The following is a 17,379-nucleotide window of genomic DNA, read 5'->3' as shown; positions in this document are numbered from 1 at the left end:
TTGTCGTTTTTTATTACAAGGCTTATTTCATTAATGCACTTAGACTCGGGGTTTATTCTCTCTACAGAAACAGTTGATTCACCTTTGGGCGTAAGTTTTGTTATTTGGCTTTTAACTGAAAAAGGGCCATTAAAAGCAATTAGCTTACCAGAGTCAGTTGTTTTTTTTATCAAGTTAAAGGATAAAGCGACGGTAGAAAAAGTACTGCGGCTCTCAGATGTTTCTTTTGAAATTGTCCCTGTAGAATTAAAAGATTTTCAGCAGGGGACTGTGGCTGGTTGCTACTTTAAATCACTTAAACATTACTACAATGCGTTAAAAGCTCTAAGCGCAGAGGGCATTGTGACATACGAAGATGACATACGCCCTATAGATCGCTTTTTAATGGAGCGATTTATTAGAGGCTCCACATGGGTGAGAGGAGATATTACACAAAAAGACGGATATAGGCTGTTAACCAATTGCCAATTTAAAAATAACCCAGATGTAAATCCTAAGTTTAAAACAGTTTCTTTAGACATCGAGTGCAATGGAGAAGGGGTATTATTTTCTATTGGTTTGGTCGGTCATGGTATTGATTGTGTATTAATGATTGGCAGTCCTATTAAATATAGTGATGCAATTGAAATAATATGGTGTGTTGATGAAATCGATCTTTTACAAAAATTACAGCACTTTATAGCAAAAACAGATCCAGATCTTATTATTGGTTGGAACGTCATTGAGTTTGATTTTTCTGTTCTTCACTCCAGAGCTGAAACTCTAGGTATAGAATTGCGTCTTGGACGTAATAACGAAAAAATAAAATTACGAGTAGGCCATTATACTCGATTAACTATACCAGGAAGAGTTGTTATAGACGGTATAGACACGTTAAAAAATGCGACCTACCACTATGATAGCTTTAGCCTGTCAAATGTAGCTGCTAAGGAGCTTGGTGAGAAAAAGTTCATCAGTTCAAGTGACCAGTTAGCAGAAATTGAACGCCAATTTAATGATGATAAGTTATCCCTTGCGAAATACAATAGACAAGATTGCGTACTGGTTCTACGTATTTTTAACAAATTAAATTTACTTGATTTTGCTGTTGTTAGGAGTCAATTAACGGGGCTTGAACTTCATAGAATGGGCGGTTCAGTCGCTTCATTTGTTAACCTTTATCTGCCCTTACTTCACCGAAGTGGTTATGTTGCACCTAATTTAGGAGATCATGGCTTAAGTTTTGATAGTCCTGGAGGGTATGTAATGTCTTCAAAACCGGGGTTTTATAAAAATGTACTTGTACTCGACTTTAAAAGCTTATATCCATCAATTATGCGTACTTTTTGTATAGACCCTCTTGGTTTAATTGAGGGGTTGCTCAATCCAAAAGATGCAATTTCAGGATATAATAATGCACTTTTTTCAAGACATAAAAATCATTTACCAGCCCTTATAAAAACTCTATCAATAACAAGACAAGAAGCAAAAGATAGCCAAAAACCTATGTTATCGCAGGCTATAAAAATTATTATGAATAGCTTATATGGAGTGCTTGGTTCTCGGGGGTGTCGCTTTTACGATCCACGTCTTTCAAGTTCAATCACACTACGTGGGCACGATATAATGCAAACCACAAAAAAATGGATAGAGGAGTGTGGGTACAATGTAATTTATGGCGATACAGATTCAATATTCATTACTTTGGATGACGGTTTGAATACGCTTCAATGCGATGAAATTGGTAAACAATTAGCTATTAATATCAATCAACAGTGGGTACAAGAAATTAGTCAGAAGCACGACTTAGAGAGCTTTTTGGAGATTGAATTTGAAACCTTATACAGTCCTTTTTTTATGCCTACAATTAGGGGGAAAACGATGGGCTCTAAAAAACGATATGTAGGTCAAAAAATTAACAAAAATCACAATGAGCTAGTATTTAAAGGTGTTGAAGCAGTTCGAAGTGATTGGACTGAGTTCGCTCAAGAGTTTCAAGTAGAGTTGTTTGAAACTTTGTTCAGTAGTGACTATAAAATAAGCCTTTTAGAGGAGTTAGTTAATTCTTACTCTAGGCGTTTACAAAATGGAGAATTTGACGATAAATTAATTTATAGAAAAAGGTTAGGACAAAATTTAACTGAATATAAAAAGAATATTCCACCACATGTCCAAGCAGTTAAAAAATATAAAGCCCAGAACCCAAACTTTGAGGTGAAACGAGGGCAAATTATAGAGTATGTTTACACATTTGATGGACCAGAGCTCAGTGATACAAATAAAAGACTGAATTATCCTTTGTATATAAAAAAACAATTAGACCCAATAGCCGAAATGATTTTTAGTGCTATGGAAGTGACGCTATCAAAGAGCACTCAAACCTCTCTCTTTTAAGTTACCGTAAGCTAAAAGTTAACCTTTGTGAATTCAATCCCCCCCTTTTTATAATTTCTCCTAATGCAGTAATGGCGCTATTTAATAATGCCAATGTAAATTTTTTGATTTTAAATTGTAATGCTTTAGCTGTGAAAGTGTTGGTAATTAACAATAAGTTAATTTTATGTTGACCGCATTGTATTGCTGGTATTATCATAACGTATGATTACCATTTATTAACAAATGGTAATCAAGCAAAAAATATAAAAAATATAAAGTATTCTGGGAGAATCAAATGTTAAATAATAAAGTTTCAAAAGCAGTTCGCTTAGCGATAGCTTTCGGTACAGCTTCAACAGCTGCTTTTTCAGCAAGTTCGTTTGCTGCTGATGAAGAAAAAGTTGATAAGGTTGAACGAATTGAAGTTACTGGTTCACGTATCAAACGTACAGATATGGAAACAGCTAGCCCAGTGCAAGTAACAACTGCTGAAGAAATTGCTGTTGCAGGTTTTACTCGTGTTGAAGACATGATGAATAGCTTACCGCAACTAGAAGCGTCTAATACTTCTTTCCAATCAAATGGTGCTTCGGGAACTGCAACCCTTGATTTACGCGGTATGGGCCCTCAGCGTACTCTTGTTCTTGTAAACGGTCGTCGTATGCAAGCAGGTGGTATTTACACACAATCAGCTGATATTAACCAAATTCCTGCTGCGCTAATTAAACGCGTAGATGTAATGACTGGTGGTGGTTCATCTACTTACGGTGCAGATGCTGTTGCTGGTGTTGTAAACTTTGTAATGAACGATCAGTTTGAAGGTTTTGAAGTTAATGTAGGTACAACTGCTTACCAACATAATAACGATAATGAATACATGCAAGGCCTAATGGATGATGCTGGCTTTGAATATGAAGAAGGTAATACGGGTCTTGATGGCGCGTCATTTGATTTTGCAGCGACTCTAGGTGGTGCATTTGATAGTGGTAGGGGTCATGCAGTAGCTTACTTTACTTACAACAGACAAAATGAATTACGCCAAGGTGCACGTGATTACTCATCTTGTGCTCTAAATGCTGCTGGTACAGCTTGTGGTGGTTCAGGTAATGCTGTTAACCCTAACTTTTATATCTCAGCTCCTAACGCTGACGGTGTTGTAGACTTTGGTGAAGGCCAGTACGAATACTGGACTCTAGGTCAAGATAGCAGCTTTATTCCTTCAGTTGGTAATACATATAACTACGCGCCAATTAACCACTTTATGCGTCCTGATGAACGTCATACATTAGGTATGTTTGCTAACTACGAAATAAATGATAGCTTCCGTCCGTTCATGGAAGCAATGTTTATGCGTAACCGCACTACAGCGCAGATTGCTGAGTCTGGTACGTTCTTTAATGATAATTACTCAATTGATTTTGATAGCCCATTATTAAATGATACACAACGTGCACAACTAACTGAGCGCTTTGGATTGACTTCTGGTGATCAGTTTGCAACTTATATTGGTAAGCGTAACGTTGAAGGTGGCCCTCGTGCAGACAGCCTTGAACATAACTCTTTCCGTTTAGTGTTAGGTAGTAAAGGCGAAATTAACGACCTTTGGTCTTACGAAGCATTTGCTCAATACGGTTCAACTTCATCTTCTTCAGCATATGAAAATGATTTCTTTGGTCCGCGTATAATCACCGCTTTATCAGCAAATGGTGAAGATTGTAGCGCGACTTCTGGTTGTATTCCGTACGATGTTTTTCAGTTTGATGGTGTAACAGAAGAAGCTGCACAGTCACTTACTGGTACGGCAATCTTGAACGGTGTTACTGAGCAATTGATTGTAAGTGGTTTTGTTACTGGCGAATTCGATTTCTCACTTCCATCTTCAGAGTACCCAGTTGCTGCAGTATTTGGTGCAGAGTATCGTGAAGAAACATTCAGTAGAACAGCTGATGAAGTATATGCACAAGGTCTATTACTAGGCCAAGGTGGTACTACTAAGAGTTTAAATGGTGGTTATCAAGTACGTGAAGTGTTTGGTGAGCTTAGCCTGCCAATCGTTGAAGATTTACCGTTAGTTGAAAGTTTACTTGTTGAATTAGGCTACCGTTGGTCAGATTATAGCACTTCAGGTGCTGAGCCGACTTATAAAGTGGCAATGAACTGGGATGTAACAGGCGATTGGAAAATTCGTTCAAGCTACAACCGTGCAGTTCGTGCAGCAAACAATGGTGAGCTATTCGCTCAACAAAGCACTGGTTTATGGGCCGGTACTGATCCATGTGCTGGTACACCAAGCCTAACAGCTGCTGAGTGTGCAAATACAGGTGTTTCTGCAAGTCAGTATGGCAATGTAGGTAAGAGCCCTGCGGATCAATATAATGCTCTGTTTGGTGGTAACCCAGATTTATCTCCAGAAATTGCTGATACTATTACTTTAGGTGTTGTTGGTAACCCATTTGAAAACTTCAACTTCTCAATCGATTACTGGGATATTGAACTTGAAGACGCGATTGGTAATATTGACCCAGAAATTCTAGTTACACAATGTGGTAAAAGCGGCGCGGCTGTATTTTGTGATAACGTAGACCGTACACCTGGTAGTGGTAGCCTTTGGATAGGTTCTGGCCAAGTTGTTGCTACAAATACTAACTTAGGTAATATCCATTACGAAGGTATCGATTTAAGCGCAAACTACGATATGGAAATTGCTGAAGGTACATTAAAAACTAGTATCATTGGTACCTACATGTTAACTAAGGAATTTGATAATATTCCTGGTGTAAGTGAAGTATATGACTGTGTTGACTCATTAGATAACGGTTGTTTCCCTCAACCAGAATGGCGTCATGTTGTATCTGCTAGCTACGACACGGGCAGCTGGTGGAGAGCTACTGCTAAATGGCGTTTCTTCAGCGGTGTAAACGATTACACTGGTGCTGATACATTAGTACAAGACGACGGTATTAGCTCACAAAGCTATATTGACCTTAAAGGTACATTTACTATTAATGATTACACGTCTTTATTAGTAGGTGTTAACAACGTTATGGATAAAGAGGCACCTCTAGTTGGTGGTTCATTATCAACAAACGCAAATGCTATTGCTGGTTACTACGATTCGTTAGGTCGTTACTTCCATGCGAGCCTTTCATTAAAATTCTAATTTGAATTAATTAATGTATATTAAGCGAGCTTAGGCTCGCTTTTTTTATGGGGAAAAAATGAAATCGGTAAAAGAAAGTTTACTGTTTGCAATACAGCAATTGAATAGTGGAAAGATTGTGGCAGGAAAAGCAACCCTAGAAGGTTTATGCGACAACCCTGAAGTTAATGAGCAAGCTTTAGCTGTATTGTTTAAAGTAGCTATGAATGAAGGAGATTTACTAAAAAGTAAGGAAGTTTGTAGAAGACTCATTTCAATAGCCCCCAAAAAATTCGATTATGTAAATACTCTTTGTCAGTTATATGCCGCCAGTAATGAATTCTCTTTAGCAATAGACTTACTTAAAAAATACACTGAAATAGTACCGGATAGCGCAATGTCATATTTTCAATTGGGTGAAATGGCAAAAAAAGATGGCAAAGGTACTCTTGCAAGTACATCTTTCTTAGCAGCTATCGAGCTTGGTTATCACGACATATATACCGCTTATGTGGAGTTAGCATCCGTCTACTCTGAGCTTTTAATTGATTATGGGACTGCGACTAATTATTTACAGCAGGCAATTACAGTTGAACCAAATAAAATTAATGCCTATTTTAATCTTGCTAATATATATGAGCAGCTTGGTGATAAGCAAAACTGTTTAAAGAGCTTTAATCAGGTATTAAAGATAAATCCTTTATATGGTCTGGCGCATGCGAGAATTGCTGATATACAAACATTTAATAAAAAAGAAGCGTTAGAATACGAACTAAAAAGCCTATCTATTTTAGAAGCTACAGAAGATGATGTGTTAAAAGCTGATATGTATTATGCGCTTGGAAAAGCTTTTGACGATAGCAAAGATTATGAAAAATCATGGTCTTATTATACTAAAGCCAATAGTTTTAATCGAAAATATATCCCGCAATACAACAGGGTTGATATCGAACATCAAGTAAGTAACACACTAGCAAGAGAGCTTAGTAACGTAAAAAGTAAGACTGGCGATATTTTTCCAATTATTATTTGTGGCATGTTTAGGTCTGGTTCAACCTTAATAGAACAAATAATTTGCACTTCTGAGGTGATTAGCAATGGAGGAGAGATTGATTACTTGCATAAGCAACTATTCAATCTAATTGATAAGCCTAAAGTGCTGTCAAGCACGGTTAACTCAACATTATTTCAGCAAGGTTATGAGAAAGAATTAAAGTTAAGAGCGGGAAAAAGTAGTCTTGTTACTGATAAACGGCCTGAGAACTACTTATACATTGATATAATTAAAATGATGTACCCTGAAGCAAAAGTTATTTGGACACAGCGCGATATTAGAGATAACAGTTTATCAGCTTACTTTCAACATTTAGGCCCAAGTTTGAATTATGCGACCGCACTGAATGATACAGTGCACTATCATAAAGCGCAGCAGCGTGTTAAAGCACATTGGCTAAAAAAGTATCCTAATGATATTTTTACAGTCAATTATGATGAACTTGTTTCAAAGCCCGAGGGGGTATTATTGCCTCTGTTCGAATTTTTAGGCGTAAAATATCAAGGTGAAAGCGGTTTATTTCATCAACAAAAAAATATTGTAAGTACTGCTAGTGTTTGGCAGGTGAGAAAGCCTCTTTATACATCTTCATCGGGAAGATATAAAAATTTCAGTAGGTATATTAAAGAAAGCTTATCTATTTCTGATTTTGAAGAGTTTAATAATGTATTAGATTAATCACTGAGAGTATTCAGCACTCAATAGAGCGCTGAATACAATTTAATTATTTAGTGGGTAAGTCTTTTATTTTAACACTACTACTATTGATTTTTTTCTTGAGACGAAGCTTATTAATTTTGTCTAATACTGCAGGTGAAAAGCGAGATTGAGAGCTAACTTTAGAGGATAACATATCGCTTAGGAAGCTAAGGTTCATAGCCCCTGCACCAGGTACGCTACTATTGCCTACTACAGCATTTAGTAAGGCCGCTTTGTTGGTGGCATTACCCTCACCAAATGAGCGCTCAGTGCCGTATATGTCGGTTACATTCCAGTCCTCAATAGCTAGAATTAATTCTTCCGAATCTTCTACTTGTGAGTTAATAGAAGAATCAGAATAGTTTAAAATATGCTTTAGTAGATCGTTCTCAAAGTCAGGAAATAAAATTTTTGCTTGATCATAAAAAATAGAAACGTTTAGACGATTTCTTTTAACTTGAACGCCTCGGTTGGAGTTTACAAACTCTTCAGCATTACCTGAAAGTTGTTTATATACCTTATCAGCTGTGTAAGCTTCGTTACGTAAATTCGGACTTCCGATTATCCCTTGATAGAAGCCATACATTACTATTTTCTTATTCCCAAATTTCTTAAAAACGATATCATGTTGAATATTATTAAGTGACAAGGTATGGCCTGAAACATTTATAAATTTATCGTTTAGTATTGAGCTTTCACCTTCGAGTAATTTTTTTGCATTTCGAACTGGGTAATGTTCAATTAACTTTTCAATAATGGCTGTATTATATAAGTTTAGCCAATAAGCTAATTGCTCATCTAAGGTTAATGCGTTTAAAGGGACTTCTTCAGGTACTTTTTCTAGGCTTTGGCGAATTACTTTAAAACCTAGCTTAATATCCGATTTTACAACTTCTTCGAAATAAAAGCGGTTAGCCTCTAAAGCCGTATCTCTGTCTCTATTAGACCGTAACCTTGTGCCATTACCTACTATTGGTTTTAGAATAGTCCTATCAGATAAGCCCATGTCAATAACGGTTAACTCTAGAAGTTGGTCTAGGTCTTCATAAGATATGCTTATATCCCTATTTAAGCCAAAATCTGAAAACTCTTCGGGTAAAGAGAATTCTTCAGCTTTCACTGGAATAAAAACAATAGCGATTATAAGTAGCAAGCATTTTATCATGATCAATCCTTTGTTTTTGATTATTTTTATAGCACTAGTTTGAATTTCAATCAACTAGATTAACCAATTGGCATAATATCGCTAGGTATTGTTAAGCGAGGTCTATCGCTTTTAAGCTCATTTGTGCCATGCCAAATATAGCTGGGAAAAATGATAATTTGTCCACTTTCAGGGCATATCTCGCGATCTATTGATTCTCTTTTTCCTAGATCAAGACATGTTTCTCCTAACTTTAACCAGCCATTTTTAAGTGGATCATTTTTACTCATTTCATCAGGTATAGAAATATAGCTGGGTGCTGACAACCAACCGTGAGGATGAATATGATTGGCATGATATCCTCCATTTTCTAGTTTTACTGACCAGCTGCCTTTGGCAGTAAAGTTTAGGCTATTTCTTGCCGTTAATGGGTGCATACTATCTGCTGGTAAATCATTTAAGTAAGTAGATATACATGACTCCATTGACTGCTTAAATAATGAGAGTAACGTATTTGAGCGATAGAGTAAGTGTCCTTCAGTTTGACTTCCTCTTCGAACACTTTGATCAAGCGGGTCTTGTTCTTTAGTGTGTAAAGTAAGTAATAGTTCCTTGAGTTCCTTCCCAAAAGAGTCAAACGACTTGTAGCCTTTAGGCGTAGGTAGAGCCATTGTTTTAACAAACATATCGTAATTAGTTAACCAATGATATTTATCGTCTTTAGCTAAGCGCCAAGCTGTGGATAAATAAGCCCAGATTTCTTGATTAAAAGGGTTGTGTTTAACTGCAGTGTTTAAGTGCAATATTGCTTTTTTATATTCAAAATTTTCAATACAGTAGTTTGCCAAATCTACACTATATCTTGCTGATTGGGGAGCCTGTGATACAAGCTCATCTAATATAATGAATGCTTTATCACTTTGCCCATGCTTACCTAAAATGATGCCATGAGCATGTTTTATGTCTAAGTTATCAGGGAAGAGCCTAATTGCTTGTGAAGATACATCAAGGGCTTGATTAAAATCTTTAAAATGTAAAAGCTGAGCTAGTTGTGATTGAACTAGTTGTGGGTTTTTAGCATGATTTAAGAATGTACTATTGTAGGAGCTCATAAGGGCTGATTTGTTTGCACGATCCCAGTATAATTTATTTAAACACTCATGCGCAGGTATATAGTTAGGAGCCTGTTCAAGACATCGTTTTAAATACTGCTCTGAGAGCTCAAACTTTAGTAAATCATAGTAAGTACAGCCAATCAAAAAGTTAACCTCGGGGCTATACTTGTTCTGCTTATCGCTTAGCATTAAAAATATATCTAAAGCATTGTCGAATTTACCCATATTGCGAAAATTACAAGCACGTTTATATTTAAATAAAAATTGATTTTTTAAATCGGCAGGTAAAGAGAGGTAATAGCTTTCAACTAATTCTAAGTCACCCAAACGTTCTAGTAATTCAAGCTTTAACCAGTGATATCTCTCTTTTAAGGTTTCATCAGATACGGTTTTAGAAAGTTCCTTTTTTGCTTGTAACAACTGGTTGGTTTTGATCAAGCTTTCTATAAAATTCAGAGATACCTTTTTGCTTAATGCCAAATACCTTGTGTTTTTTAAAAAGTTTAAACATAACGAATGTTTAGCAGTTCTGCACAGCAAGTTTGTATAGTTTTCAATTAGAGGGAGGGATGAAGGAAACTTATTTACTGCGTAAGAATATGTTTGTTCGGCATTTTCATTTTGGTTAAGTGCGCTATATGTAGCGGCAAGTAAAATATACCAATCAACAGTTTTAATATCACATTTGTTTAAAAAAAGAATAGCTTGGTTATATTGGCGTGAATTATAAGCAGCGAGCGCAGAGTTAAGAAAGTTAGACATAAAACACCCTATTTTTCGTACCATGTTAACAGGGTGTTTTTTAAAGTTAAATAATAAAATTTATTAAAGGTCTTTTATTTTTACAGAGCCACTATTATCAGTTTCTTTTAGCTTGAGAGCTCTAATTTTTTCGAGCATTTCTGGAGAAAAGCGGCCAAAGTCCATCGTTTTCTCCGAAATAGAATTAGATAAAAAGCTTATGTTAACAGCACCTAGTCCTGAACCTGCGCCATCAGCTCCTATTGGTTTTGATGAGTTATTTGCAACAGCATTGAGCATGGCGGCAGGATTTGTTGACGCTGCGCTACCAAACTTTCGCTCTGTGCCATAAATATCAGTGATTCTCCAATCTTCAATACCTATTTTAAAGCTCTTAGCATATTTTATATCAGAGCTCATTGGCGGGTTTGCATAGTCTTTTAGGTGCTCTCGTAAATCTTTCTCGAAGTTTTCGAATAATGGTTTAACTTGCTCATAGTACTTAGAGGCATAAAGGCGATTTTTTCGCTTGATACTAGTTCCTCTATTTGAATTGACGAATTCTTCAGCGTTTTCAACTAATTGATGATAAACCTTGTTTCCTTTATATGCTTCGGCACGAATGTTAGGACTTCCTATATTTCCTTGATAAAACCCATACATAACTATTGGTTTTTTTATACCAAACTTTTTAAAAACAATATTTTGTTGTATGTCGTTTAAAGAAAGTTTATGGCCAGCGACATTTAAAAACTCATCCTCTAAAATTGAATTGCTGCCAAAGAGTAAATCTTCTGTATCGCGAATAGGATAGTGTGTGATTAGTTTTTCTAACATGGCTGTATTGTAAAGGTTTAACCAATAAGCAAGTTGCTCATCAAGGCTGAGTTCGTTAAGTGAGATTTCATTTGGCAGACTTTCTAGGCTAACTCTGATCTTATAAAAACCGTCTTTAATCTCTGATTTTGTTACTTCTTCAAAGAAGAAACGATTTGCTTCTAATGCTGTGTCGTTATTTTTATGCGACTTCATTCTTGTACCGATGGAGGCTTGAGAATTTAGTTTGGAACGATCTGATGCTCCAGTATCAATTACAGTAAAACTTAGAAGAGTATCTAAGTCATCATATGAGACAGTAATATCTCTATTTAAACTAAAATCTGAAAATTCTTCCGGAAGCTCTTTTAAGTCAGCGAAAGCCGAGAATGAGATAGTGAGTATTAAAATACATACGAGGTGAGTTTTCATAGCAATTCCTTTGTTTGTTAGGAACACCATAATCTACAAATGTTAATTAACTTTCAAGTTTTGCTTACATTTAATTTCATTTTATTAGCATGGCACCAAAAAGTGGAATATTGCTCTTTGGTTAATGGTGATGATATCGCAATGTGTTAGTTTTTTGTTTCTTTAAGTTGTTGTAAATTAATGTGTTTTTTCGTTGTCAAAGTGTTGACCTTTTGCTTGAGTTGGGCCTACTATTCAAACCGAAATAGGTACTGTGATGAATTGCAGACCGTTTTGAAAACAAAATAATTAAAAAATATTCTAGGGAGAATCCAATGTTAAATAATCAAGTTTCAAAAGCTGTTCGCTTAGCGATAGCTTTTGGCGCGGCATCTACAGCTGTATTTTCTGCAAACTCGATAGCTGCTGACGAAGGTGTAGAAAAAGTAGAGCGTATTCAAGTTACTGGTTCACGCATAAAGCGAACTGATATTGAAACAACTGTACCAATTACATCAATTGGCCGAAGCGATATTATTCAAATGGGCGCATTGAATGTAGCCGATGTTTTGAATCAATCTCCGGTCACTATCGCTGGTTCAAATCAATCAAATAGTGCATTCGGTACTACAGGTGTTGGTCTTAACACTACGTCTTTACGCAACTTAGGTTCCTCAAGAACTTTAGTGTTAGTGAATGGTCGTCGCTTTGTATCAGGTGTTTCTCCTTCAAGCGGTTATGCGGTTGACTTAAATGCAATACCAGCATCAATGATTGAACGTATTGATATTCTTAAAAGTGCTTCTTCAGCAGTTTATGGTTCAGATGCTGTTGCTGGTGTTGTGAACATAATTACGCGAAGCGATTTTGAAGGTGTTGAAGTTAACGCTCAAACAGGTGTTTCAGATGAATCTGATCGCGAAAAATATTCTTTAAACCTTACTGCTGGTAATAGCTGGGATTCAGGTAGTGTAACAATTGCTGCTGGATATGATGATGATAAGGGTTTGAAGTCATCCGATCGAGACTTCTCAAGGTATGATGAAGCTATATTTTTGAATGATGAAGGTGGTGAATATGTAGGTGTTCAAAACTCTTCATACCCACCTCAAGGCCGTGTTGGCGGATATAATGCAGATGGTACACCATATGTAGGTGATGAGAATTCATTCAATCGTGCATCTTACAGACAGTTAGTGACTCCGCTTGAGCGTAAATACGCAGCAGTTAACTTTAAACAAGATATTTCAGATAGTGTTCACTCTTTCACGGAAGTAAACTGGAATTCATCTAAAACATACAACTCGACTATTGAACCGACTCCTTTCACTACGGATGATGTATATCTACCTTCACGTGGTGGCGTTGGTGGTATTAAGCTGGGAAGCCCTTTAGTTCCAGATCTTTTACGCCAAAATTTAATGTCTGATAATCCTGATTTGACAATGGATGATAATATCCCAACGCTAGTTCGCCGTATGGTTGAGTTTGGTGCTCGCTCAACAGATTTAGAGCGTGATACTATTCGTATTGCGACAGGTATAGATTGGGAAATTAATGACAACTGGCTTTTAAACTCTTATATCTCATGGGGTAAAACTGACCAGCGCCAAGAAAATGGTGGTCAAATAAATGTTGAACGTGCTGCAAATGCATTAGATGTATATACTAATGCAGAAGGTAACGTTCAATGTTCTAATGATTTAGCAGTACTTCAAGGGTGTGTGCCTTTAGATTTGTTCGGTGCAGGAACTTTGTCTGATGAAGCCGTTGCATATGTAAGATCACCTGCAAAATCTCAAGGTCAAGTTGAGCAGTTTATATTTTCAACAACCCTTTCTGGTGAATTACCAATTGAGTTAGAAGGTGGTATGGTTGGGCTAGCTGTTGGTGCAGAACATCGTCTTGAAAAAGGTTCATACTCTCCAGGTGATTTAGCGCAAACTGGTGCTTCAAGTACAAATAAATCTGAGCCTACAAATGGTAGCTTCTACACTAACGACGTTTTTGTTGAAACTGTTTTACCAGTTCTAGAAAATGTTGAACTAGATTTAGCGGCTCGCTATTCGGACCATGAAATTGTTGGCGGACAAACAACATGGAATGCAGGTGTACAATACTCTCCTACAGATACAGTAAAATTAAGAGCATCAGCAGCACGAGCTATTAGAACTCCAAATATTGCTGACTTATTCGGTGGTAGAGGCGAAACTTTTTCAGGTGTTGCAGATCCTTGTGATGCAATTACTGCATCATCTACAGGAAATGTAGCTGCTAATTGTCTTTCTATCGCTGAAGTGGCTAATAGAGTTGCTGCTGAAGGCGCATTCAATTTGACAACTATTGAACGTCAGAGCACTGGTGGTTATATTGGTGGTAATGAAGATGTAAAAGAAGAAACATCTGATTCATTTAGCGTTGGCGCTATTTGGCAAGTAACAGATGAATTTTCATTAACGCTTGACTACTACGATATTGCTGTAGATGACGCTATTGCTACTACTGCTAGAACAACTGTATTGAACCGATGCTATGGTGTTGATCCATCTGACTTTGATGCTACATGTGGTGGGGCAATACGTGATACAAGAGGTGCCTTGACAGAAGTTAGCTCAGGGACTAGCAATGAAAATGATTTAAGCACAAAAGGTTTAGATATAGAATTAAGTTATAAGCAAGAATTTGCTTTCGGGCAATTATCAGCGGACTTGATATGGAATCATTTGTATGAGTATGTTGAAACATCAATTGAATCTGGTGAAGAGATTGATTACAGAGGTGAGGTATTAACTCCTACTAATCGTGCAAATTTAAATTTAGGCTATACAGTTGATGACTTTGCAGTATCATGGCGCATGAAGTATTGGGCAAGCTCAAATGATAGTAATATTGAAGGGAATCAAAATTTTTCAACGGGAGCCCCTTTAGACAAGTTTAATCGCTTCCCGACTGTTATTTATCACGATCTATCAGGTACTTATAACATCACTGCTGGAACAGACGTTACTTTGTCAGTTCGGAATGTTTTCGATAAGCAACCTCCTGTAGCAAACCAAAGTTCAGTAAGTGGAGCATCAGGTATAAACACTGTTGGTGAAGCTTATGACGTAACTGGTCGTTACTTCCAATTGAGTTTTACTACTAAATTCTAATTGTTATTTATATAAGAACGATAAAAACCGCGATTTTAATCGCGGTTTTTTTATGAATAAATTTTATATACATTAATAAATTATGTGCCGTAGTTATTTTTGAAAAATAGCCTTATACTAAAAAAGAATATTTAAATAATTCCAATCACACAATTTAGCGAGATATAGATGAAAGAAGTCCGATCTTTTATTAAAACAGCATCATTAACGGATCTTGAAAAAGCCCAACAGCTTATCAATGATGCAATTTCAAAATATACCCAGCAGCAAAAAGCGAAACAGGAAGTTTTGGATCTTTTAAAAGAAAAAGGACTTACGCTAGAAGATTTACAAGATGGAGCATCAGACAAGCGCACTAAAGTTAAGCCTAAGTACCGTATGGAACTTAATGGTGAGACTATTGAATGGACTGGCCGTGGCCGTCGTCCTAAAGCGTTTGAAGGTGTTGAGCTTGAAAAGTTTTTAGCTTAAAGCTAAATATAAGAGAAGCTTCGGCTTCTCTTTTTTGTTTACCCCTCAATAAAATATAATTAAAGTCTAAATGTCATAGCAGTAATTTGCTAAAATCCCCTTATTAAAATCTATTTGTTTTCCCATGAGCTATAAACTAAGACCTTACCAGCAAGAAGCCGTAGAACGCACTGTTTTACACTTTAGAAAGAGTAATGATCCTGCCGTTATTGTACTACCAACCGGCGCAGGTAAGAGTTTGGTTATTGCTGAACTTGCGCGTATAGCTAAGCAAAAAATATTAGTGCTTGCTCATGTAAAAGAGCTGGTAGAGCAAAATTCGCAAAAATATAAAAGTTTTGGTTTAGAGGCGAGTATATTTTCAGCAGGCTTAAAAGAAAAATCATTAAACCATCAAGTAACCTTTGCCAGTGTGCAATCACTTTCTCGTAATTTAAATAAATTAAATGAGCATTATTCATTACTTATTATTGATGAATGCCACAGGGTAAATGGGGATAAAAAAAGTCAGTACGGTAAAGTAATAAACAGTTTAAAAGAGTATAACCCTCAGTTAAAAGTATTGGGTTTAACAGCGACACCTTATCGGTTAGGAATGGGGTGGATATACCACCACCATTATCATGGTTTTGTTAAGGGTACTCAAGAAAGTCCGTTTAAAAGTTGTATTTTTGAATTGCCGCTCAGGTATATGATCAAACATAATTATTTAACGCCCCCTAACGAAGTTGATGCAGCAATTAGCCATTATGATTTTTCGTCCTTAGATAGCAATGCATTTGGGCAATATAAGACTGATGACATGAATGCGCTTTTAAAAAACAGTGAGCGCGCAACGCAGGCTATATTACAGCAAGTAATTCAATACAGTGAAGAGCGCGAAGGGGTTATGGTTTTTGCCGCCACGGTAATGCATGCCCAGGAAATATTAAGCTACTTGCCAGCTCATCAAAGTGCACTAATCACAGGTGATACGCCAAACACTGAGCGCGATAAAATCATTAAGCAATTTAAAGCTAAGCAATTAAAGTATTTAGTTAATATTTCGGTATTAACTACAGGATTTGATGCGCCACATGTCGACTTTATAGCTATTTTAAGACCTACAGAATCAGTTAGTTTATATCAACAAATTGTGGGGCGAGGTTTAAGGTTATCTGAATCAAAAACGGATTGCTTAGTAATAGATTATGCTGGCAATGGTTTTAATTTATTTCACCCAGAAGTAGGTGATAAAAAAGGCGATAGTGATAATGAACCTGTGCAGGTACTTTGCCCAGGTTGTGGGTTTGCGAATATATTTTGGGGTAAAACAGACTCCACTGGCAAAGTAATAGAGCACTTTGGCAGGCGTTGCCAAGGCCTGTTAGAAGATGATGATGGGCATAAAGAGCAGTGCGATTATCGTTTTAGGTTTAAAGAATGTGAGCAGTGCGGTGCCCAAAATGATATTGCTGCACGTAAATGCCATGATTGCGGCGCGGTAATGGCCGACCCTGATGATAAGTTACGCAATGCATTAAACTTAAAAGACGCACTTGTGCTTCGATGTAGTGGGTTATCGGTTACTCAAATTAAAGATGAACTTATTAAAGTAACGTATTTTGATGAAGATGGCGCAAGTTGCGATGAGGTATATAACCTCGCAAATAAGGGCGGGCAATTTATATTTAATAAGCAATTTGGTCTACGAGTAGGACTTGGACAAACACCTATTAATTTTAAAACTGCAGCGCAAGTAGTAAGCGCACAATTTGAATTAGTACCACCAGATTTTGTTATTGCACGAAAAAGCAAAAAGTATGGTTGGAAAGTGGCTGATAAGCTATTTGACTATAAAGGCAATTTTAGGAAGGCAAATCAGTTAAGCCGTTAAGCTTAACTGATAGAGTACATTGAACTAATACAATTAAAAGGCAACTAAGCCTCGTCACCGTCCATTAATCCCCAGCCGTCACCATATCCATTAAAGCTATTAGCAATGCTTTCAATGTATTGCTCAGCTTGGCCTAAAAGGGTGTGCTCTGGCACCATTTGTACTTGAGTGATTACTTCCCAAACGCCAGTGTCTTTACATTTTTCAAGCTCAGCATTTTGAACTAATGCATCAGAGACTATTTCTTTAGCAAATTTTTCAGCATCGGCTTCTTGTTCAAATAAAATAAAAAAATCGACTTGGTGCATTTTATTTAAATCAATGCCAGCAGCGGCTATTTCGGCTAAAAGTTGGCCGTTATCATCATCAGGGAATTGCATTAAAAACTCATTTAAAATTAATTTTT

Annotated in this window: 10 protein-coding genes; 6 read left to right on the top strand and 4 right to left on the bottom strand. The window is 36.6% G+C overall.

Annotated features, from left to right (window positions below; translation table 11 throughout):
• Positions 1–33: 33 nt before the first annotated feature.
• From H5157_RS14475 to H5157_RS14465, 3 genes are all read left to right on the top strand, one after another.
• Positions 34–2,373, top strand: a complete 2,340-nt coding sequence (locus H5157_RS14475; protein ID WP_182724946.1) for a DNA polymerase II — start codon at positions 34–36, stop codon at positions 2,371–2,373.
• Positions 2,374–2,650: 277 nt separating this feature from the next.
• The gene (locus H5157_RS14470) at positions 2,651–5,515 is read left to right on the top strand and encodes a TonB-dependent receptor domain-containing protein (RefSeq protein WP_024597657.1); all 2,865 of its coding nucleotides are present in this window, start codon (positions 2,651–2,653) and stop codon (positions 5,513–5,515) included.
• Between the two features lie 58 nt (positions 5,516–5,573).
• Entirely contained in the window at positions 5,574–7,226 is a 1,653-nt protein-coding gene (locus tag H5157_RS14465; RefSeq protein ID WP_182724945.1) for a tetratricopeptide repeat-containing sulfotransferase family protein, read from the top strand.
• 46 nt (positions 7,227–7,272) lie between these two features.
• Here H5157_RS14465 and H5157_RS14460 read toward each other — a convergent pair whose 3' ends face one another.
• The 3 genes from H5157_RS14460 to H5157_RS14450 all read right to left on the bottom strand — a co-directional run bounded on the left by H5157_RS14460 (position 7,273) and on the right by H5157_RS14450 (position 11,495).
• The gene (locus H5157_RS14460; protein ID WP_182724944.1) at positions 7,273–8,466 is read right to left on the bottom strand and encodes a DUF547 domain-containing protein; all 1,194 of its coding nucleotides are present in this window, start codon (positions 8,464–8,466) and stop codon (positions 7,273–7,275) included.
• Positions 8,467–8,471: 5 nt separating this feature from the next.
• Complete coding sequence (locus H5157_RS14455; RefSeq protein WP_182724943.1) at positions 8,472–10,268, bottom strand: putative 2OG-Fe(II) oxygenase; 1,797 nt, start codon at positions 10,266–10,268, stop codon at positions 8,472–8,474.
• Between the two features lie 63 nt (positions 10,269–10,331).
• Positions 10,332–11,495 (bottom strand): DUF547 domain-containing protein, encoded by a 1,164-nt coding sequence (locus tag H5157_RS14450; RefSeq protein ID WP_182724942.1) that lies wholly within the window; start codon positions 11,493–11,495, stop codon positions 10,332–10,334.
• 314 nt (positions 11,496–11,809) lie between these two features.
• Between H5157_RS14450 and H5157_RS14445 the strand changes: the two genes are divergently transcribed.
• The 3 genes from H5157_RS14445 to H5157_RS14435 all read left to right on the top strand — a co-directional run bounded on the left by H5157_RS14445 (position 11,810) and on the right by H5157_RS14435 (position 16,973).
• Positions 11,810–14,626, top strand: a complete 2,817-nt coding sequence (locus tag H5157_RS14445) for a TonB-dependent siderophore receptor (RefSeq protein ID WP_024597662.1) — start codon at positions 11,810–11,812, stop codon at positions 14,624–14,626.
• 168 nt (positions 14,627–14,794) lie between these two features.
• On the top strand, positions 14,795–15,097 hold the full coding sequence (locus tag H5157_RS14440) for an H-NS family nucleoid-associated regulatory protein (protein ID WP_007586043.1): 303 nt from the start codon (positions 14,795–14,797) through the stop codon (positions 15,095–15,097).
• Between the two features lie 124 nt (positions 15,098–15,221).
• Positions 15,222–16,973, top strand: coding sequence for a DEAD/DEAH box helicase (locus H5157_RS14435; RefSeq protein ID WP_182724941.1), 1,752 nt, complete (start codon positions 15,222–15,224; stop codon positions 16,971–16,973).
• A gap of 44 nt (positions 16,974–17,017) precedes the next feature.
• Here H5157_RS14435 and H5157_RS14430 read toward each other — a convergent pair whose 3' ends face one another.
• Positions 17,018–17,353, bottom strand: a complete 336-nt coding sequence (locus H5157_RS14430) for a ribonuclease E inhibitor RraB (RefSeq protein ID WP_007378192.1) — start codon at positions 17,351–17,353, stop codon at positions 17,018–17,020.
• Between the last annotated feature and the right edge of the window lie 26 nt (positions 17,354–17,379).

It is taken from the genome of Pseudoalteromonas sp. SG43-3, assembly GCF_014164385.1.
In the GTDB taxonomy this organism is placed as follows: domain Bacteria; phylum Pseudomonadota; class Gammaproteobacteria; order Enterobacterales; family Alteromonadaceae; genus Pseudoalteromonas; species Pseudoalteromonas distincta.
The sequence above is the reverse complement of the archived record's forward strand: the minus strand, read 5'-3'. Positions and strand labels throughout refer to the sequence as shown.